The sequence below is a fragment of the Muriicola soli genome (genome assembly GCF_004139715.1).
GTDB lineage: Bacteria > Bacteroidota > Bacteroidia > Flavobacteriales > Flavobacteriaceae > Muriicola > Muriicola soli.
Map to the genome: position 1 here is coordinate 628,349 of NZ_CP035544.1, position 20,894 is coordinate 649,242.

13 protein-coding genes are annotated in these 20,894 nt (G+C 44.4%); 9 read left to right on the top strand and 4 right to left on the bottom strand.

Annotated elements, in window-relative coordinates:
* The first annotated feature begins 396 nt into the window (after positions 1-396).
* From EQY75_RS02795 to EQY75_RS02830, 8 genes are all read left to right on the top strand, one after another.
* Complete coding sequence (locus tag EQY75_RS02795; RefSeq protein ID WP_129602686.1) at positions 397-9,492, top strand: hypothetical protein; 9,096 nt, start codon at positions 397-399, stop codon at positions 9,490-9,492.
* A gap of 25 nt (positions 9,493-9,517) precedes the next feature.
* Positions 9,518-11,533: a T9SS type B sorting domain-containing protein gene (locus EQY75_RS02800; RefSeq protein WP_246019967.1), complete on the top strand. Its 2,016-nt coding sequence runs from the start codon at positions 9,518-9,520 to the stop codon at positions 11,531-11,533.
* 3 nt (positions 11,534-11,536) lie between these two features.
* Positions 11,537-12,505, top strand: a complete 969-nt coding sequence (locus tag EQY75_RS02805) for a PorP/SprF family type IX secretion system membrane protein (RefSeq protein ID WP_129602688.1) — start codon at positions 11,537-11,539, stop codon at positions 12,503-12,505.
* Between the two features lie 83 nt (positions 12,506-12,588).
* Positions 12,589-13,122 carry an isopentenyl-diphosphate Delta-isomerase gene (gene idi, locus EQY75_RS02810; protein ID WP_129602690.1) on the top strand — a complete coding sequence of 178 codons (534 nt, stop codon included), beginning with the start codon at positions 12,589-12,591 and terminating at the stop codon, positions 13,120-13,122.
* The gene (locus EQY75_RS02815; protein ID WP_129602692.1) at positions 13,119-13,529 is read left to right on the top strand and encodes a 6-pyruvoyl trahydropterin synthase family protein; all 411 of its coding nucleotides are present in this window, start codon (positions 13,119-13,121) and stop codon (positions 13,527-13,529) included. Before idi ends, EQY75_RS02815 begins: the two co-directional genes overlap by 4 nt.
* Positions 13,530-13,985: a peroxiredoxin gene (locus tag EQY75_RS02820; RefSeq protein WP_129602694.1), complete on the top strand. Its 456-nt coding sequence runs from the start codon at positions 13,530-13,532 to the stop codon at positions 13,983-13,985.
* Positions 13,982-14,953: a type I phosphomannose isomerase catalytic subunit gene (locus EQY75_RS02825; protein ID WP_129602696.1), complete on the top strand. Its 972-nt coding sequence runs from the start codon at positions 13,982-13,984 to the stop codon at positions 14,951-14,953. Before EQY75_RS02820 ends, EQY75_RS02825 begins: the two co-directional genes overlap by 4 nt.
* Before the next feature lie 64 nt (positions 14,954-15,017).
* Positions 15,018-15,287: a hypothetical protein gene (locus tag EQY75_RS02830; RefSeq protein WP_129602698.1), complete on the top strand. Its 270-nt coding sequence runs from the start codon at positions 15,018-15,020 to the stop codon at positions 15,285-15,287.
* Positions 15,288-15,295: 8 nt separating this feature from the next.
* On the opposite strand, the gene EQY75_RS02835 is transcribed toward EQY75_RS02830, so the two are convergent.
* The 3 genes from EQY75_RS02835 to EQY75_RS02845 form a co-directional block, all read right to left on the bottom strand.
* Positions 15,296-16,000 carry a DUF4369 domain-containing protein gene (locus EQY75_RS02835; protein WP_129602699.1) on the bottom strand — a complete coding sequence of 235 codons (705 nt, stop codon included), beginning with the start codon at positions 15,998-16,000 and terminating at the stop codon, positions 15,296-15,298.
* A 43-nt stretch (positions 16,001-16,043) separates the two neighbouring features.
* The gene (locus EQY75_RS02840; RefSeq protein ID WP_129602701.1) at positions 16,044-17,306 is read right to left on the bottom strand and encodes a DUF819 family protein; all 1,263 of its coding nucleotides are present in this window, start codon (positions 17,304-17,306) and stop codon (positions 16,044-16,046) included.
* A gap of 66 nt (positions 17,307-17,372) precedes the next feature.
* Positions 17,373-19,607 (bottom strand): DUF5916 domain-containing protein, encoded by a 2,235-nt coding sequence (locus EQY75_RS02845; protein WP_246019969.1) that lies wholly within the window; start codon positions 19,605-19,607, stop codon positions 17,373-17,375.
* A gap of 210 nt (positions 19,608-19,817) precedes the next feature.
* Here EQY75_RS02845 and EQY75_RS02850 point away from each other — a divergent pair, with 210 nt between their 5' ends.
* The gene (locus tag EQY75_RS02850) at positions 19,818-20,591 is read left to right on the top strand and encodes a S1/P1 nuclease (RefSeq protein ID WP_129602702.1); all 774 of its coding nucleotides are present in this window, start codon (positions 19,818-19,820) and stop codon (positions 20,589-20,591) included.
* On the opposite strand, the gene EQY75_RS02855 is transcribed toward EQY75_RS02850, so the two are convergent.
* Positions 20,588-20,866: a TIGR03643 family protein gene (locus EQY75_RS02855; protein WP_129602704.1), complete on the bottom strand. Its 279-nt coding sequence runs from the start codon at positions 20,864-20,866 to the stop codon at positions 20,588-20,590. The two genes, EQY75_RS02850 and EQY75_RS02855, sit on opposite strands and share 4 nt — an antisense overlap.
* Positions 20,867-20,894: the final 28 nt, after the last annotated feature.

Genomic DNA, 20,894 nt, shown 5'->3' on the forward strand with positions numbered 1-20,894 from the left:
AAAGTTCAGGAAAATAATCATGACATTTTCAGACCTCAAAACCGGCATCCAGGAACGGGGAAATTGGCACTAAAACTGCCTTCCAATTCGATCTTCATTTTTTGACCGTCCATTAGACGGAATTTCTGTTTTTTGTTGAAAATTCCTACGAAATCACCCTCCGATAAACCCCATGATTATTGGGATTATCGACCAACGAAACCTTAGTGTTTTTAAGGTTTTTATAGCGTAAAACCTCAGATATCGTGTCCTAGACCATGCATTTCATCGAGTACACAACAATTATTTTCCTAGGGGTAGCTTCGGGTTAAATTTGTTAGTTGATAATAAAATATCAGGTGTAAACCATCGAACCAACTATTGACGAAAGAGAAAAACATACTTAAAAAATTAATCATGGATAAGAAGATCCTACTTCTTCTGTTTCTGGTATCGGGATTTGCCTTTTCACAAACCACTGTGAATTTGCAAGACCAGTGTAATTGTGAGGTGCTTAGCGGTACTGCAGTTACATCTCCCGGAACCACCACCCCAAGCGGTGCTGATACAGGAGACATTTATGTCAATACCAATACCGGAGTAATCTACTTCTGGGATGGTGATTCCTGGGAATTAACCTCTTCGGATGATCAGCAACTTCAGAACTTTAGTTTCAATGCGGGAACGAATATCCTTTCCCTTGACATTGAAGACGGTAATACCGTGACGGTAGACCTAAGCTCATTGAGTAGTACAGGTACTGATGATCAGGCACTAAGCCTGGCCGGTAACATACTTACGTTAGAAGATGGGGGAACGGTAGACCTAACTCCTTTTTTAGACAATACAGATGACCAGATAATTACAGCCTTTAGTATTGATGCCAGTAATATACTTACTCTGACATTAGAGAATGGAAATACGCAGACAGTAGATCTTTCGGGATTGGTAGGAACCGATGATCAAACGGCTGCTGAAGTAACCTACGATAATACCACCTCTGGTTTAACTGCCACCGATGTCCAGGCTGCCATTGATGAGATCAATGCTTTGGCCGGAACTGTCGCATTAGTTGATAATGGAGACGGCACATACGATTTTACCGATGCTGCCGGAAATACTACCATCATCAGTGATACGAGTATCTCCACGATGGTAGACAATCTGGATGGGACCTATACTTATACCGATGAGACCGGTGCTACCCAGGTGATTGACACCAACGCCAGTAGCAACCCATACGATAATACCACCTCTGGCTTAACCGCCACGGATGTTCAGGCCGCCATTGATGAGATCAATGCTTTGGCCGGGACTGTCGCATTGGTTGATAATGGAGACGGCACATATGATTTTACCGATGCTGCCGGAAATACTACCATCATCAGTGATACGAGTATCTCTACACTGGTAGACAATCTAGATGGGACCTATACTTATACCGATGAGACCGGTGCTACCCAGGTGATTGACACCAACGCCAGTAGCAACCCATACGATAATACCACCTCTGGCTTAACCGCCACGGATGTACAGGCTGCCATTGATGAGATCAATGCTTTGGCCGGGACTGTCGCATTGGTTGATAATGGAGACGGCACATACGATTTTACCGATGCTGCCGGAAATACTACCATCATCAGTGATACGAGTATCTCTACACTAGTAGACAATCTGGATGGGACCTATACTTATACCGATGAGACCGGTGCTACCCAGGTGATCGACACCAATGCCAGCAGCAACCCTTACGATAATACCACATCAGGCTTAACTGCCACGGATGTTCAGGCCGCCATTGATGAGATCAATGCTTTGGCCGGGACTGTCGCATTAGTTGATAATGGAGACGGCACATATGATTTTACCGATGCTGCCGGGAATACTACCATCATCAGTGATACGAGTATCTCTACACTGGTAGACAATCTAGATGGGACCTATACTTATACCGATGAGACCGGTGCTACCCAGGTGATCGACACCAATGCGAGCAGTAACCCTTACGATAATACCACATCAGGCTTAACTGCCACGGATGTTCAGGCCGCCATTGATGAGATCAATGCTTTGGCCGGGACTGTCGCATTAGTTGATAATGGAGACGGCACATATGATTTTACCGATGCTGCCGGGAATACTACCATCATCAGTGATACGAGTATCTCTACACTGGTAGACAATCTAGATGGGACCTATACTTATACCGATGAGACCGGTGCTACCCAGGTCATCGACACCAATGCGAGCAGTAACCCTTACGATAATACCACCTCCGGTTTAACTGCCACCGATGTACAGGCCGCCATTGATGAGATCAATGCTTTGGCCGGGACTGTCGCATTAGTTGATAATGGAGACGGCACATATGATTTTACCGATGCTGCCGGGAATACTACCATCATCAGTGATACGAGTATCTCTACACTGGTAGACAATCTAGATGGGACCTATACTTATACCGATGAGACCGGTGCTACCCAGGTCATCGACACCAATGCGAGCAGTAACCCTTACGATAATACCACCTCCGGTTTAACTGCCACCGATGTACAGGCCGCCATTGATGAGATCAATGCTTTGGCCGGGACTGTCGCATTAGTTGATAATGGAGACGGCACATACGATTTTACCGATGCTGCCGGAAATACTACCATCATCAGTGATACGAGTATCTCCACGATGGTAGACAATCTGGATGGGACCTATACTTATACCGATGAGACCGGTGCTACCCAGGTGATCGACACCAATGCCAGCAGCAACCCTTACGATAATACCACATCAGGCTTAACTGCCACGGATGTTCAGGCCGCCATTGATGAGATCAATGCTTTGGCCGGGACTGTCGCATTAGTTGATAATGGAGACGGCACATACGATTTTACCGATGCTGCCGGAAATACTACCATCATCAGTGATACGAGTATCTCCACGATGGTAGACAATCTGGATGGGACCTATACTTATACCGATGAGACCGGTGCTACTCAAGTCATAGACACCAATGCGAGCAGCAACCCTTATGATAATACCACATCAGGCTTAACTGCCACCGATGTACAGGCTGCCATTGATGAGATCAATGCCTTGGCCGGAACTGTGGCTTTGGTTGACAATCTCGATGGTACATATACCTTTACAGATGCTTCGGGAAGTAATACCACGATCAGCGATACAAGTATTTCCACCTTGGTGAATAATGGAGATGCAACTTTCACGTATACAGATGAAACCGGTACGCCGGTGACGATCGATTTGATCAGTGCTGATGCTAACAACGATATTATTGCAGGTTCTGATGGCGGACTCTACTTAAACGTGGCTTCTGTGGCTGTAGGGGAGACCATAACCAATATTGCAGATAACGGAGATGGTACTTTTACCTATACCAATGAAAATGGTATACCACAAACCATAAATAAGGCCGATGTTACTGATAATGTTGATGGTACTTATACTTTCGATAATAATGATGGAACTCCTGTTACTATTAGTACAACCGCCGCGAGTAATCCTTACGACAATACAACATCAGGTTTAACCGCCACAGATGTGCAGGCCGCTATCGATGAGGTATCCGCAGGAAGTACTGATGATCAGAATATCTCGGGATCAGGATTAGCAGGCACGAACCTGACTATCGGAATCGAAAATGGTGCTTCCGAAGTCGTCGATCTTTCTTCTTTAGTAGGAACCGATGATCAGATCGCTAATGAGGTGAACATCACGGACGCAGGCGGTAACTTTACCTCTACTGAGGTGGAAGGTGCCCTGGCTGAACTGGCTGCCGGAAGTACGGATGACCAGAATATTTCAGGCTCAGGCTTAGCCGGAACCAACCTGACTATCGGGATCGAAAATGGTGCATCAGAGGTAGTTGACCTCTCTTCCCTGGTGGGAACAGATGATCAGACAGCTGCAGAAGTCACCTATGACAATACAACTTCCGGACTTACCGCTGTTGACGTTCAGGCCGCTATTGATGAGGTAGCCGCAGGTAGCACGGATGACCAAAACATTTCTGGCTCTGGATTAGCAGGAACTAACCTGACTATTGGAATCGAGAATGGCGCCTCCGAAGTGGTGGATCTTTCTTCTTTGGTAGGAACTGATGATCAGGATCTAACAGGAGCCAGCCTTAGTGGGGCTAATATCCTTCAGATTGACATTGAGAATGGTAGTTCAACAACAGTGGACCTATCTTCTTTAGATGATTCAGGAACTGACGACCAAAATATTTCAGGCTCAGGATTAGCCGGAACCAACCTGACTATCGGGATCGAAAATGGTGCATCAGAGGTAGTTGACCTCTCTTCCCTGGTGGGAACAGATGATCAGACAGCTGCAGAAGTTACCTATGACAATACAACTTCCGGACTTACCGCTGTTGACATTCAGGCCGCTATCGATGAGGTAGCTGCTGGTAGCACGGATGACCAGAATATCTCTGGTTCAGGTTTAGCCGGAACTAACCTTACCATTGGTATCGAGAACGGAGCATCAGAAGTCGTGGATCTTTCTTCCCTTGTGGGAACTGACGACCAGATCGCCAGTGAAGTAAATATTACCGATGCGGGCGGAAACTTTACCTCTACTGAGGTGGAAGGTGCCCTGGCTGAACTGGCTGCCGGAAGCACGGACGATCAGAATATTTCAGGATCAGGACTGGCAGGAACCAACCTGACTATCGGGATCGAAAATGGTGCATCAGAGGTAGTTGACCTCTCTTCCCTGGTGGGAACAGATGATCAGACAGCTGCAGAAGTTACTTATGACAATACAACTTCCGGACTAACCGCTGTTGATGTTCAGGCCGCTATCGATGAGGTAGCTGCTGGAAGCACAGATGATCAGAATATCTCTGGCTCTGGATTAGCAGGAACTAACCTGACTATTGGAATCGAGAATGGCGCCTCAGAAGTGGTCGATCTCTCTTCATTGGTAGGAACCGATGATCAAAATCTCTCTACGGATAGTACTCCGGGAAATATTTCTATTGAAGATGGAAATTCTCTCACTTTAAATGTTGATGATGCTGATGCTGACGCGACCAATGAATTCAACACTGCTCTTGGGATGAATGCCGGTGCTTTGGAAGTTACAGATGCAGGTGGGACCCTTTCTACTAGTTTAATTAGCACAGATGCAAACAACGACATTAGCTCAGGCTCAGATGGAGCACTATACCTTAATGTGGCCTCTGTAACCATATCCGAGACCATTACCAATATTGCAGATAATGGAGATGGTACCTTTACCTATACCAATGAGAATGGTGTGCCTCAGACGATCAGCAAGGCTGACGTCACGGACAATACAGATGGTACATATACATTCGATAACAATGATGGTTCTCCTGTAACCATCAGTACAACAGCTGCCAGTAACCCTTACGACAATACCACCTCTGGTTTAACTGCCACGGATGTACAGGCTGCAATTGACGAAGTAGCAGGGGGAAGCACAGATGACCAAAATATTTCAGGCTCAGGCTTAGCCGGAACTAACCTTACTATTGGTATCGAAAACGGAACTTCGGAGGTAGTCGACCTTTCTTCTTTAGTAGGAACTGATGATCAGATCGCCAGCGAGGTAAATATCACGGACGCAGGCGGAAACTTTACTTCTACAGAAGTGGAAGGTGCCCTGGCTGAACTAGCTGCAGGTAGCACAGATGACCAAAATATTTCCGGATCTGGCTTAGCAGGAACCAACCTTACTATTGGAATCGAGAACGGAGCATCAGAAGTGGTGGACCTTTCTTCCCTTGTGGGAACAGATGATCAGGATTTAACAGGAGCCAGCCTTAGTGGTGCCAATATCCTCCAGATCGATATAGAGAATGGAGCTTCAACAACGGTTGATCTATCTTCTCTGGATGATTCAGGAACCGATGACCAAAATATTTCAGGTTCAGGCTTAGCCGGGACCAACCTTACCATTGGAATCGAAAACGGTACTTCAGAGGTGGTAGATCTTTCTTCTTTAGTAGGAACAGACGACCAGACTGCTGCTGAAGTCACCTATGACAATACAACTTCCGGACTTACGGCTGTTGACGTACAGGCCGCTATCGATGAGGTAGCTGCAGGTAGCACGGATGACCAGGATATCTCTGGTTCAGGATTGGCTGGAACCAACCTTACTATTGGAATCGAGAACGGAGCATCAGAAGTGGTGGACCTTTCTTCCCTGGTAGGATCCGATGATCAAAATATTTCCGGATCAGGATTAGCCGGAACCAACCTTACTATTGGAATCGAGAACGGTACTTCTGAAGTAGTAGATCTTTCTTCCCTTGTTGGAACAGATGATCAGAACCTAACAGGAGCCAGCCTTAGCGGAGCTAATGTACTGCAGATCGATATAGAGAATGGAGCTTCAACAACGGTTGATCTGTCATCTTTGGATGATTCAGGAACCGATGACCAAAATATCTCAGGCTCAGGCTTGGCCGGAACCAACCTTACTATTGGTATCGAAAACGGTACTTCAGAGGTGGTAGATCTGTCTTCTTTAGTTGGAACAGACGACCAAACAGCTGCTGAAGTCACCTATGACAATACAACTTCCGGACTTACCGCTGTTGATGTACAGGCTGCTATTGATGAAGTAGCTGCAGGTAGCACGGATGACCAGGATATCTCTGGTTCAGGATTGGCCGGAACCAACCTAACCATTGGAATCGAGAACGGAGCATCAGAAGTGGTGGACCTTTCTTCTTTAGTGGGATCAGATGATCAGAATATCTCTGGTTCGGGCTTGGCAGGAACCAACCTTACGATTGGTATCGAAAATGGTACTTCAGAGGTGGTCGACCTTTCTTCTTTAGTAGGAACTGATGATCAGATCGCCAGTGAGGTAAATATCACGGATGCAGGCGGTAACTTTACTTCTACGGAAGTGGAAGGTGCCCTGGCTGAACTGGCTGCAGGTAGCACGGATGACCAGGATATTTCAGGCTCAGGCTTGGCCGGAACCAACCTTACCATTGGAATCGAGAATGGAGCATCAGAAGTGGTAGATCTTTCATCCCTTGTGGGAACAGATGATCAGGACCTAACAGGAGCCAGCCTTAGTGGTGCCAATATCCTTCAGATCGATATTGAAAACGGCGCTTCTACAACGGTTGATCTGTCTTCTCTGGATGATTCAGGAACAGATGACCAAAATATCTCAGGATCTGGCTTAGCCGGAACTAACCTTACGATCGGTATCGAAAACGGTACTTCAGAAGTGGTGGATCTTTCATCCCTTGTGGGAACAGACGACCAAACTGCTGCTGAAGTCACCTATGACAATACAACTTCCGGACTTACTGCTGTTGATGTACAGGCCGCTATTGATGAGGTAGCTGCAGGTAGCACGGATGACCAGGATATCTCTGGTTCAGGATTGGCCGGAACCAACCTAACCATTGGAATCGAGAACGGAGCATCAGAAGTGGTGGACCTTTCTTCTTTAGTGGGATCAGATGATCAGAATATCTCTGGTTCGGGCTTGGCAGGAACCAACCTTACGATTGGTATCGAAAATGGTACTTCAGAGGTGGTCGACCTTTCTTCTTTAGTAGGAACTGATGATCAGATCGCCAGTGAGGTAAATATCACGGATGCAGGCGGAAACTTTACTTCTACAGAAGTGGAAGGTGCCCTGGCTGAACTGGCCGCTGGAAGCACAGATGACCAAAATATTTCTGGATCTGGCTTAGCCGGAACCAACCTTACCATTGGAATCGAAAACGGTACTTCAGAAGTGGTAGATCTGTCTTCTTTAGTAGGAACAGATGATCAGACTGCTGCTGAAGTCACCTATGACAATACAACTTCCGGACTTACTGCTGTTGATGTACAGGCCGCTATTGATGAAGTAGCTGCAGGTAGCACGGATGACCAGGATATTTCAGGATCAGGCTTAGCCGGAACCAACCTTACCATTGGAATCGAGAACGGAGCATCAGAAGTGGTGGATCTGTCTTCTTTAGTGGGATCAGATGATCAGAATATTTCCGGTTCAGGATTAGCCGGAACCAACCTTACCATTGGTATCGAAAACGGTACTTCTGAAGTGGTAGATCTTTCTTCCCTTGTGGGCACAGATGATCAGGACTTAACAGGAGCCAGCCTTAGTGGTGCCAATATCCTTCAGATCGACATTGAGAACGGAGCTTCAACAACGGTGGACTTATCTTCTTTGGATGATTCAGGAACCGATGACCAAAATATCTCAGGTTCAGGCTTAGCCGGAACCAACCTTACCATTGGTATCGAAAACGGTACTTCTGAAGTGGTAGATCTGTCTTCTTTAGTGGGAACAGATGATCAGATCGCGAGTGAGGTAAATATCACGGATGCAGGCGGAAACTTTACTTCTACAGAAGTGGAAGGTGCCCTGGCCGAACTGGCTGCAGGAAGTACAGATGATCAAAATATCTCTGGTTCGGGCTTAGCCGGAACTAACCTAACCATTGGAATCGAAAACGGTACTTCAGAAGTGGTGGATCTTTCATCCCTTGTGGGAACAGACGACCAAACTGCTGCTGAAGTAACTTATGATAATACAACTTCCGGACTTACTGCTGTTGATGTACAGGCCGCTATTGATGAGGTAGCTGCAGGTAGCACGGATGACCAGGATATCTCTGGTTCAGGATTAACAGGAACCAACCTTACTATTGGAATCGAGAACGGAGCATCAGAAGTGGTGGATCTGTCTTCTTTAGTGGGATCAGATGATCAGAATATTTCCGGATCAGGATTAGCAGGAACCAACCTTACTATTGGAATCGAGAATGGTACCTCAGAGGTAGTAGATCTTTCTTCCCTTGTGGGCACAGATGATCAGAACCTAACAGGAGCCAGCCTTAGCGGAGCTAATATACTGCAGATCGATATTGAAAATGGAGCTTCTACAACGGTTGATCTGTCATCTTTGGATGATTCAGGAACAGACGATCAGAATATTGAAAGCCTGGCCGTAGATACCGGTACAAACATACTCACCGTAGGAATAGAAGATGGTACTAGTCAGACTGTAGACCTTTCTCATCTCGATGATAACGGCACAGACGACCAATACGACGATGAAGTTCCATTGAGAACTCCTATCGACGTGGATGAAGGCGGAGCAGCTTCACCTACAAACGAAACTAATGTAGAAGAAGTAATACAGGCAATCGCACCGATCACCTCTAAGGCAGCCAGGATCTTTTATCCTCCGTCCATTGCGATTGATGCGTCAACCAACGGTGTTGGGTATACAGTAGACCTATACCAACAATATTTAGACCAATACGGTAATGTGGCTACCAGCAATTTTACGTCAAGCGCGGGTGCTCCAGCCACGGTACCAACGTATGTAGCTACTGATCTGTATTACTACGTGACCTATGCCGATCCTACTGTATTTGCCAATTTGAGTATAAATGCCAGTGGGGTATTGACCTATGATATTATTGGACAGCCTTCAGACTATAACTCCCTGATCAATGTGGTGTTCGTAGTAAAATAATAGTTTAAACAGACCCAAATAAGGCTTGAAAACAGCTCGCATATATAAGCTTAGTGTCCTCAGCATTGTTTTTACACTGCTGGGGATTCTCGCATCTAACGCGCAGTTTTTATTACAGGCGCCAAATAGCGGGGACGAAACTAATTTTCGGTGGTATGAGGCTTCAGATACGGCTACCGTATTGTCCACGGATTTTTTCTACGAAACTTCAACCCCGGGTATTTATTTTGCTACTTACGATGGAACCCTGTGCGGTTCCAATGCCACAGACTACTTTATTTTAACGGATTGCGATAGCCCCGATAATCAGGTTACCCTCGATATTTCTGCAAATGTGAGCGGTAGTGCCACAGTTACATGGACCCCTGCGGTAGCTGGAGATCAGCTCAGGCCGGTGGTCACTTCAACAATCACCGTTACCAGATATACGGCAACCCTTACCAAAGCTGGGAATTCGATGGATCTGCCGTCCTTTACGGTAGTATGTCTGCAACAGGCTGCTACTTTGGTAGATGACTTTATTACGCTGATTGAAGATACGTCAACCCTGATTCCTATCTACGACAACGACAGCGGCTTACCCTCCACAGGAACGCTTACAACTACTGATCCTACTAATGGAACCCTGGTGATCGATGACAACGGTACTCCCAATGATCCCTCAGATGACATTGTTCAATACACCCCATTTATTGACTATAACGGGCCTGATTCTTTTACATATACTGTTTGTAATTCCTTTGGGGACTGTAGCACAGCAACTGTGACTATTGATGTCACACCATTTATTGATACTGAAGATGACGCCGTTGCAACCATTCTGGATACACCTGTTGACATAGACATCTGGACCATGAATGACAACGATCTTCCCCTTAACGGAACGATCACCTCAACGAACCCAACTAACGGTACGCTCACAAGGGACGACAATGGAACACCTAATGATCCTACTGATGATACCTTTACCTATGTTCCGAATCCCGGTTTCCTGGGTGCTGATGATTTTATCTACACCATTTGTGATATGAGTGGGAATTGTGACTCGGCTACTATTTACGTTTATATCAACGAACCCGACGTGGATCTTGATTCTGATGACGACGGTATTGTAGATGCTTTTGAAGATCTGAATCTCGACGGAGACAATGATCCATTTACCAATCCTACAGATACCGATGGTGATGGTATACCAGACTACCTCGACATCGACAGTGATGATGATGGTATTCCGGATAATGTGGAAGCACAGTCTACCGATGGATATATTCCACCTACAGGGCAGGATGACAATGACAACGGCCTTGATGATGCCTACGAAAATGGGGGCAGTCTAGGGCTGATTCCAATCGATACGGATGGCGACGGCCTGCCTGATTATGTGGACGATGATAGTGACGATGATGGTGTCCCCGACAGTATTGAAGGACATGACCACGATCATGACGGTATTCCCGATGTGACCTATCTCGGTTCTGATAAGGATAATGACGGTCTGGATGATGGATATGAAGGTGGTTCCACAATTGATACTGATGTCAACGACGAAATTGATAATCCATACCAGGATCTGCCCAACAATGACGGAGACGAGGAATCAGATTATAGGGATACCGATGATGATAACGACAGCATCCCAACGGTAGATGAAGATTATAACGGAGATAGTAATTATGCCAACGATGATGAGAATAACAATGGCACTCCGGATTATCTGGAACCAAATGCCATTGAAGCTGATATTGAAGTATTCAATGTAGTTACGCCGAACGGAGACGGCATACATGATGTACTCTCAATCAGGGGTCTGGAAGATTATCCTAACAACACCCTGAAAATTTACAACAGGTGGGGAGTTCAGGTCTATTTAACCAAGGCATATAACACCCAGGGTAACGTCTTTGACGGAACCTCTGAAGGCCGGGTGACTATCGACAAGGAGAATAAACTCCCTGTGGGAACCTATTTCTATATCCTCGATTATGAGGACAATACCGGGGCAACGAAATCAATGACCGGCTATATTTACCTTAACCGATAAACCATGACACCTACACTTAATTACACCCAAATATCGAAGGTTTTACAAAAAGGTATTTTTATTTGCCTCTTCTGTTCTCTTTTGCAGCTTAGCGCCCAGCAGGATGCACAGTACACTCAATATATGTACAATACCGTAAGTGTTAATCCGGGATACGCAGGTTCCCGTGGTCAATTGAGCGTAGCAGCCCTTTACAGGGCACAATGGGTAGGACTGGAAGGTGCACCCAAGACGCAAACTTTTAATTTCCATACACCCGTGGGCTACAGGGGAGTAGGTCTGGGACTGTCTATTGTCAACGATCAAATTGGTCCGACTTCTGAGACTTATTTTGATATGGACTTTTCATATACCATTCAGCTTGCTGCAGAAAAAAGACTGAGTTTTGGATTAAAAGGTAGCGTGCATATGCTGGATATACGCTTTTCAGAATTAAATCAGGACTATACCAACCCCGGCGGACCAGATCCTACCCTGCAACAGGATATTCAGAATAAACTATCGCCTAACTTAGGTGCCGGTGTCTATTACCATACGGATAAATATTATCTCGGATTATCCGTTCCGCGCTTTCTGCAGACCTCTCATTTTGACGAATCTTCCCTTTCAACTGCAGCAGAACAAATGAATTTATATCTGATTACAGGCTATGTTTTCCAGATGAATCCATTGTGGAAGTTTAAACCCACCATCCTGGCCAAGGTAGTTCAGGGAGCTCCACTACAGCTTGATGGCTCTGTAAATTTCATGTACAACGATAAATTTATCATGGGAGCTGCTTACCGTTGGGATGCGGCTGTTAGTGCTATGGCCGGATTTCAAGTATCACCTGAATTCCTCATCGGTCTTGCCTATGACAGGGAAATTACCGAATTGGGAACCGCCCGCTTCAACGACGGGTCATTTGAGGTGATTTTGAGGTACGACTTTATCAAAGTGAAGGATAACCTGAAATCTCCCAGGTTCTTCTAAACCACTCTAATCGACTTATAAACCGTCTAAGATTTAAGATTCACTTAACCAATTAACTTCGGGAAACGTGTTATTTTTACGCGGTGGAAGAAGAAAGAGTTATTCTGGTAAATCATAAAGATGAAGAGATTGGGACCATGCCAAAGATGGAAGCCCATGAAAAAGCCGTCCTGCACAGGGCGTTTTCTGTTTTTGTGATGAACTCCAAAGGCGAGACCATGCTGCAGCAAAGAGCTGCAAAAAAATATCATTCCCCTTTACTCTGGACCAACACCTGCTGTAGTCACCAACGTTTAGGGGAAAATAATCCGGGCGCTGGTAAAAGACGTCTTCAGGAAGAAATGGGGTTTCAGACGGAACTCAAGGAATTGTTCAGCTTTATCTATAAAGCCCCTTTCGATAACGGCCTTACCGAACACGAATTGGACCATGTAATGATAGGTTTCTACGAAGGAGAACCCAGAATTAATCCTGAGGAGGTGGAAGCGTGGAAATGGATGAAGCCCGATGATATAAGGCTCGACATTCAGAAATCCCCTGAATCCTACACCGCATGGTTTAAAATTATATTTGAGAAGTTTTACGACCATCTCATTAAAAATACACCCAAGGAATGAAAGTAAAAGTAAGCCGCAGAGCTCATTTTAATGCTGCACACAGATTATACAGAGCCGATTGGAGCGATACAAAAAACAACGATGTATTCGGGAAATGTAACAACCCTAATTTTCATGGCCATAACTATGAACTGATCGTAAGTGTTACAGGGGAGATCGACCCTGTAACCGGGTTTGTCATCGACGTAAAAATCCTCAAGGACCTGATCAAAGCTGAGGTGGAAGAAGCTTTTGACCATAAAAATCTCAATCTTGAAGTCCCGGAATTTAAAGAGCTCAATCCTACAGCAGAGAATATCGCTGTGGTCATCTGGAATAAACTCAGACCACATATCAAGGCCTCGGATGCCTTAGAAGTTGAATTATACGAGACCCCGAGGAACTTTGTAACATACACCGGTGAATAAATGAGCCTTGAAGTTGGTGATAAAATTCCGGAGTTTTCCCTGATAGATCAACAGGGTAATTCCTTTGACAGTAAAGACTATGTGGGCAAAAAGCCTCTGGTGATCTTTTTTTATCCCAAAGACGGAACCCCCGGATGCACTAAAGAAGCTTGCTCGTTCAGGGACAGTTATGAGGAATTCACCGACAGAGGAGCGGAAGTGATCGGTATTAGCGCTGATTCTGAATCTTCACATCGTAAATTCGCTTCGAGGTATAAATTGCCGTTTATACTTCTTGCAGATACTAAAAATAAGGTTCGCCGACTATTTAAAGTGGAAAAGGCCTTGTTTAATCTGCTACCGGGAAGGGAGACCTACGTTGTGGACAAAGAAGGGCGTGTGATTATGGCCTTTAACAATATGGGTGCTTCCGGGCACATTACCCGGGCTTTAAAGGCATTAAAGTCGATCTCATGAATAAATTATATCCACTTAAATTTAATCCCATCTTAAAAGAGAGGCTCTGGGGAGGAACCAAACTTGCCGAGCAACTCCATAAGCCCAGTACCAGCGATATTACCGGAGAAAGCTGGGAGCTTTCCGGAGTGAAAGGTGATGTTTCAGAAGTGTCAAACGGTGAATTTAGAGGAGCAACTCTAAATGAGTTGATAGAACGATGGGGACCTGAACTGTTGGGTAAGTCGGTTATTGAGCAATTCGGGAAGGAATTCCCCATACTGATCAAATTTATCGATGCAAAACAAGATCTCTCCATCCAGTTGCACCCAAATGATGAGTTGGCTAAATCAAGGCATAATTCTTTCGGCAAGACAGAAATGTGGTACATCATGGACGCGGATGAAGATGCCAACTTAATTGTTGGGTTTAATCAGCCCATGACCAGGGAAAAATATATTGAAAGCATAGAAAACAAGACCCTGCTGCAGTATATGAATTACGAGAAAGTAGAAGCAGGAGATACTTTTTTCATCAATACCGGGAAGATACACGCCATAGGAGCCGGGGTGCTTTTAGCTGAAATTCAGCAGACATCTGATGTCACCTACAGGGTTTACGATTTTGACCGCAGGGACAAGGATGGAAATTTAAGAGAATTACACACAGATCTCGCTCTGGATGCCATAGATTTTAAACAGAAGGACGATTTTAAGGTGAAGTACGAGCGAACCGCGAACAAGATAAATCCCATGGTTTCTTGTCCTTATTTCAAAACCAATTTTATGGAGTTGCAAAGCGATCTGACCCAGAATACAGCTGAGAGGGATTCCTTTACCATCTATATGTGTGTAGAGGGGAGAGCGGAGATTGCAAATGAAGCAGGATCCGAATCTATACGAAATGGAGAGACCATCCTCCTTCCGGCTAACTCTAAAATCATTACCATACAAACTTCCGGTTGCAAGCTTCTGGAAGTCGTCCTTTAAAAGAAAAGGGGTTTTTTCTTGAAGGACGAGCACTAAAGGTTATTTTTGTACAAAACAATTTCAAATGGCAAATATTCGCGATCTAAAGAAAGATATCAACTACGTGCTGGGCGATATCATTGAAGCAGTTTATATTATGGAGGAGTCCAACAACTCCACAGGCTCCAAAGAAGGGAGTGAAATCATCGATAAAGCCATAGTCACCTTTGACGACCTTATCGCCAAAGTGAATCAGAAAGATGTGGAAAATAGAAAGGCTCACCTCAAAGAAGTTCGCAAAGAATTGGAAAAAGAGGCGAATAGCCTGATCAAGAAACTAAATAAACTGGGATAGCCAGAGAGTTATTCAGACGCTCTTGCTTCCAGGTGCTTTTTTAGGGCCTTGCCGTACTTACCCTGGGCTACTTCCGGACTGAGTATGTGATAGAGGGAATCCAAATACTTTACATTGGCATCTGCCACTTCCGTGAGTGCAATAAAGGGGGCAACATCTGAATTTGCATTACTCATGGCGTAATTGAGGGCGTAAAGATAGCTTCGCTTTATATTCTGCTCATTTGCTACTTGAAGTGAATCAATGGCCATTGGATTGCTCAAGAGGACGGAATCCTGTGAGGCTCGCAACAGTTCCAGGTTCTGAGCGTTAAATCTGCTCATCACTGCCTTGTATTCTTCCAGTTTCTTTTGGGCATCTGATCCTTCAATGACGGCCTTGGAATCAAAGCCATTCCAAATCGTATTAATAGTGATCTTCCCGGCTTCTCCAAAGAATGTGATCCTGTCATTAATGTCATTGTTGTCGTCCTTTTTCAGGTAGAGATAATAAATTTCAGGACTTTCCAACTCTGTTTCAAATAGAAAGTCTCCCTTTCCTCTCATTTCGAGTGAATCGAGAGTTACCAATACGGAATCCTCTACTTTTTGAAGGAATAGGGTGCCTTTTTTTAAGCCTTTGACGTTACCGGCAACTTCCATCTTCATCTTCTGATTATCCCCGCAGGAAACAATTAATAATCCAAATAGCAGGAAAAAAGTCAGGTACTTCATACTTTGATAATTTGGCGCTAATATCTGTAAACTTTACGAAATACTAAACTTTGGAAGCAACTTCCATTAGCAGACCGCAAATATAGGCTCCGGCTGTACCAACAACATATCCCAATACGGCCAGGAGTATACCCACAGAAGTGAGTGACGGGTGAAATTCAGCGGCGACCACCGGTGCTGAAGCTGCACCTCCCACATTAGCCTGACTGCCAACGGCAAGAAAGAAAAAAGGTGCTTTAATCAATTTGGCAACCAGAATCAGCAAACCAGCATGAATAGAGATCCAAATAAGGCCAATAAGGATAAGTCCAGGGTTTTCAAGGACTTTTCCAAGATCCATTTTCATACCAATGGTTGCCACGAGGATATAGATAAATAAACCACCAATCTTACTGGCACCGGCACCCTCGTAAAGTTTAGCCTTTGTAAACGACAACAAAATTCCAACTGTGGTAGCAAAAACAACCATCCACAGGAACTCTGATCCCAGGGAAGACAAGGCTTTCTCTTTATTGCGGACAACCTCAAAATTGGACTGTAAAAAATCAGTGAAATGAAATCCGAGAAAATGCGCAATTCCAACCCCTGCAAATGCGAGACAAGTGAGAAGAATGTAGTCTTTTAAGGTGGGTATTCTCGCTATTTTGGCCGAATATGCCGTAACCTTCGCTCTCAGATGGTCTATTGAACTGGTATCTGCCTTGAGCCATCGGTCAATTTTTTCTGTTTTGCCTATTCCCAGAAGGATAATGGCCATCCATATATTGGCGACTACGATATCGATAAGGATCATTCCGCCGAAGTTGGCAGGATTGTACTGAAAAACCTCTAACATGGCAGCCTGGTTGGCACCGCCGCCAATCCAGCTTCCCGCTATTGTTGCCAGACCCCTCCAAACAGCATCAAAACCTGCGCCACCTACAGTTTCGGGAGAGAAAATAGAAACGATCAGAATTGCAATAGGTCCGCCAATAATAATACCAATAGTCCCCGTAAAAAACATGATCAGGGCTTTTGATCCCAGGTTGAGAATCGCTTTCAAATCAATACTCAAGGTCATAAGAATAAGAGCTGCCGGTAACAAATAGCGACTGGCGATATAGTATAAATTCGAAGATTCTTCTGAAATCAGGCCAAAGCTGGTAAACACAGCCGGCAGCATATAACACATCAGCAGGGTAGGAACTATTTTGTAAAATTTATTCCAAAATCCCGATTTAAAAGAAGAGGTGTAAAAAACAAATCCCAGGCAAAGGCAGAGCAGGCCAAGGATGACAGTATCATCCGTAAGGGGTAAATGATCCATAAATCTTTGGTTAGTTTGCTAAAGCACCAAATATAGAAATAAAAAAACGGGACTCAGATTCAATTATTAGATATTGAGCCAATAGGTAAGCTTGAGATTGATGGACCTTAGTTTTGGCATAAAAGAATTGACAAAATAATTGTCGTTGTACACCAGGAAAAGGTCTGAAAGCGGAGCAAAACGCCATTGCAGCCGCGAATTAATTCCCAGGTTATCCCGCTGATTACTGTACTGGACTAAGGTGGACCAGAAGATCGATTTGCTGAAAGTTAGATCAAACCTCGGACTTATCAGCCAAATATTTGCACTGCCGTAAGGATCCGGTAATTCTATTTGGTCATACCTGAAGTTCATGGAGACGATGGCTTTTGGCTGTAATCGGAGGTTTAGCCCTCCTTCCAAGGAAAAGAGATCACCGTTGAAAAACCGTCCTACGGTAGGCTCTATTGAATATGAAAAAATACGTCGCCTGTCTGATCGGTACCGAAAATTGACCGAATTGTAATAGTAGCCCTGTTCCCCGGGTAGCGGTATGGCATCATCACTTCGGGTAGGGTCAAAATCGTCTAATAAGTAAGTATACTGATGCGAAAATGATACCTGTGCCTCAGATAAATCGTTAAACCGCACCTCCCAGTCCAGACGGGTGGTATAGTCTGTGTTCTGGAAATCACGGGTGGGGCTCCAGATAAAATTTGGGAAGAAGCGTATACTGTGGTTCTGAATGATACCTTTCTCAGGCCAAAAGATCCTTCTCATGCTTAAAATGCCCTTGAAAATATCGGTTCTACGGATAAAGCCGAGATCAGACTGATAATCCTCCCCTACAAATACAGCTTTGCTGAAAAAGTTCCAGTATCGGGAGTTATACTCTAACTGCATTCCCGAAGATAGGTCTTCATCCCTTCCTTCCGGTTCAAAGGATTTGTGCAGGAATAATCGTCCGCTCCATAAATTATCTTCCGATATCAGGTTGTAGTCAATTCCGGCAACCCTGTTAAACCTTTCTTCTTCAGCCAGAAAGTCGTAGTCTTGAGTGGACTGACGGTTAATAAAGAAAAAGCCAATGTTGGAACGGGAAAATACCTGTTGCTGAACGGCCAGCATCATATTGTTGTTGGAGGCAATTTCGTTGGCCTCATCGGCCTCGGTTTGAAGGTTCAGGAAACCAATTCGGAGTCGCTTGTTCAGTTTGCCGCTGAGCCTGACACCGCCTATGATACTGTTTTCAATGGTGTTACCGGCCGTATCCCGGGCAATACCAATGCGCCTGGAGAAAAAAGGGTTGCTATCCCGGGAGTCACCAAAGTCGGCAAAGAGATCAATATTGTCAATAAAAAATTGTCGCCTTTCGGGAAGGCCAATTTCAAAACGTGTCAAGTTGGTAATCTGATTATCTACTTCTACCTGTGAAAAATCGGGATTTAGTGTGATGTCGAGGTTCAGGCTATTCCCGATAGACACTTTGGCATCACCACCCACTTTAAAATTATTGATCGAAGATTCATTTTCGAAATCCTTGGCATTGAGATAATTGATGTAGGGGATAACGGCAAAGGGTGTTCTGGATTTGCCAAGGGGTTTTTCGAAAATCATGTCCCCCATAAAGGTAAGCCCGAAGATGTTCTGATTTTGTGGAATACGGACCCAGGTACTATTTTCATTACTCTGTGTATCAAAACGATAACTGTTAAATCGCCATTTTGTTTCCCCTTCACGGAATTTAAATGAGGTTAGGGGAATAACCATTTCTGAGGTGTAGTAATCATCGTAGATCTTAGACTCTCCCCTCCACTTTACATCCCAGGAAATGGTAAATCCTCTCAGATCGAGACCACCTCCCGATACCAGGCCTTCACGTCTTACTCCATAGGGATTTGTCCCAAATAGAAAGGCGTTATTCCCATCATTAAAAGTATCGAAAAGCAAGGTAATATTATCGCTGTTCCCGGCTCGGAAATCCCTTCGCAGAGATTCTATGGCATAATCTTTTCCTTGAGTATTGACCTTAATTCCTATATACAGATTCTTATCATCATAGAGCATTTTTATATCAGTTTGCTCTCTGGCGAGGATAGAGTCTACAGGGAAATATTCCCAAAAATCTTTAGCACTTTCAGCTTCAGTCCAGATAGGTTCGTCGAGAATACCGTCAAGTTTGATAAAATCCTGTATGTATTTTACCTTGAACGATTTTTGTTTACTGCTGAAGTTATTTTGAGAATACGTAGTAAGGATGCCAAACAATATAAATGGGATCATAAAGATCACCTTGCTTTCTATGCCTGTAGTGTTTAACATCCCGGCAAATTTAACAGTTTTAGACGTTAAGAAAATCCCAAAATTAAATGTACAATTTCTCAGGGGTAAACTTGACTTAAAATTGAAGCGATTATCTCAAACTCCAAATGTCAGTAATGGCTAAGTTAAAAAAAAGGCTTATTTGGGTATAGAAGATTTAACACTGGCTTTAACTCCCATTTTATATTTTTACACAAAATGTATTTGATAATGAAAAAACTACTGTTGTTAATGATTGTCTTTGCCCAGATGTCCTATGCAAATCCTCCTGTGTGGGGAAAAACAGGACATAGGGTAGTAGGGGAGGTAGCCGAAATGTACCTGAGCAGAAAAGCCAGGAAAGGTATAGATAAGATCCTCAATGGCAGATCATTGGCTGCAGTGTCAAATTATGCAGACGATATTAAATCGGACACTTTATACCGAAAATACTACCCCTGGCACTATGTCAATTACGATGCCGACAAGTCTTATGGAGACGAGCCCGTTAGTGAGGAAGGTGATATTGTGATGGCCATACAAACCTGTATTGAAAAGGTGAAAAATGATATAAATCCAGAGGCAGACAGAGAATTTTATCTCAAAATGCTAATCCATTTTGTAGGAGACCTTCACCAGCCACTTCACGCCGGATGGGCCGAGAATCGCGGTGGGAACGATATAGAGATCGGATGGTTTGGGAGGGAGAGCAACTTGCACCGATTGTGGGACTCAGACCTGATCAACAATTATGGGATGAGCTATACTGAACTCGCAGAAAATCTCCCTGAAATTTCTAAAGGCCAGCGGAAAATGATGCAAGCCGGGAATGTATACGACTGGGTAGAGGAATCGCACCGCTTAGCGAATTCTATTTATGCCTCTGTTGAACCCGGAGAACGACTGGGCTACAGCTATAATTATATTTATTGGGATACCGTGGAGCAACAGTTATTAAAAGGCGGACTAAGGCTCTCAGCTGTGCTCAATGAAATATTTGATTAGCGCTTGGAAATTTTATTACCCGAAATGCCTCGTTGACGGCTACTCTTAAATCTCCTGGTTTCTTCGGGGCGGAGTTTGGCGTGTTTTGTAGACCTGCCCTGCACGCGTTTCCTCCACATCCTGAAACTACTCGGCTTCATTTCCCGCCTCATGATCTCTATGGTTTCCTGTTCGGAAATCCCGAATTGAAATTCTATGGCTTCAAAGGGAGTGCGGTCTTCCCATGCCATTTCAATGATCCGGTCTAATTCTCTTTCTGTAAAATCTTTTTTCATAGCCTTGCAAAGGTAAGGAGAAATACAT

Excerpts from the sequence above, each read along its gene's own strand:
- EQY75_RS02795 (WP_129602686.1), top strand. The coding sequence starts at position 397 with ATGGATAAGAAGATCCTACTTCTTCTGTTTCTGGTATCGGGATTTGCC.
- EQY75_RS02805 (WP_129602688.1), top strand. The coding sequence starts at position 11,537 with ATGACACCTACACTTAATTACACCCAAATATCGAAGGTTTTACAAAAA.
- EQY75_RS02840 (WP_129602701.1), bottom strand. The coding sequence starts at position 17,306 with ATGGATCATTTACCCCTTACGGATGATACTGTCATCCTTGGCCTGCTC.
- EQY75_RS02815 (WP_129602692.1), top strand. The coding sequence starts at position 13,119 with ATGAAAGTAAAAGTAAGCCGCAGAGCTCATTTTAATGCTGCACACAGA.
- EQY75_RS02855 (WP_129602704.1), bottom strand. The coding sequence starts at position 20,866 with ATGAAAAAAGATTTTACAGAAAGAGAATTAGACCGGATCATTGAAATG.
- EQY75_RS02820 (WP_129602694.1), top strand. The coding sequence starts at position 13,530 with ATGAGCCTTGAAGTTGGTGATAAAATTCCGGAGTTTTCCCTGATAGAT.
- EQY75_RS02830 (WP_129602698.1), top strand. The coding sequence starts at position 15,018 with ATGGCAAATATTCGCGATCTAAAGAAAGATATCAACTACGTGCTGGGC.
- EQY75_RS02845 (WP_246019969.1), bottom strand. The coding sequence starts at position 19,607 with ATGTTAAACACTACAGGCATAGAAAGCAAGGTGATCTTTATGATCCCA.
- EQY75_RS02825 (WP_129602696.1), top strand. The coding sequence starts at position 13,982 with ATGAATAAATTATATCCACTTAAATTTAATCCCATCTTAAAAGAGAGG.
- EQY75_RS02850 (WP_129602702.1), top strand. The coding sequence starts at position 19,818 with ATGAAAAAACTACTGTTGTTAATGATTGTCTTTGCCCAGATGTCCTAT.
- EQY75_RS02835 (WP_129602699.1), bottom strand. The coding sequence starts at position 16,000 with ATGAAGTACCTGACTTTTTTCCTGCTATTTGGATTATTAATTGTTTCC.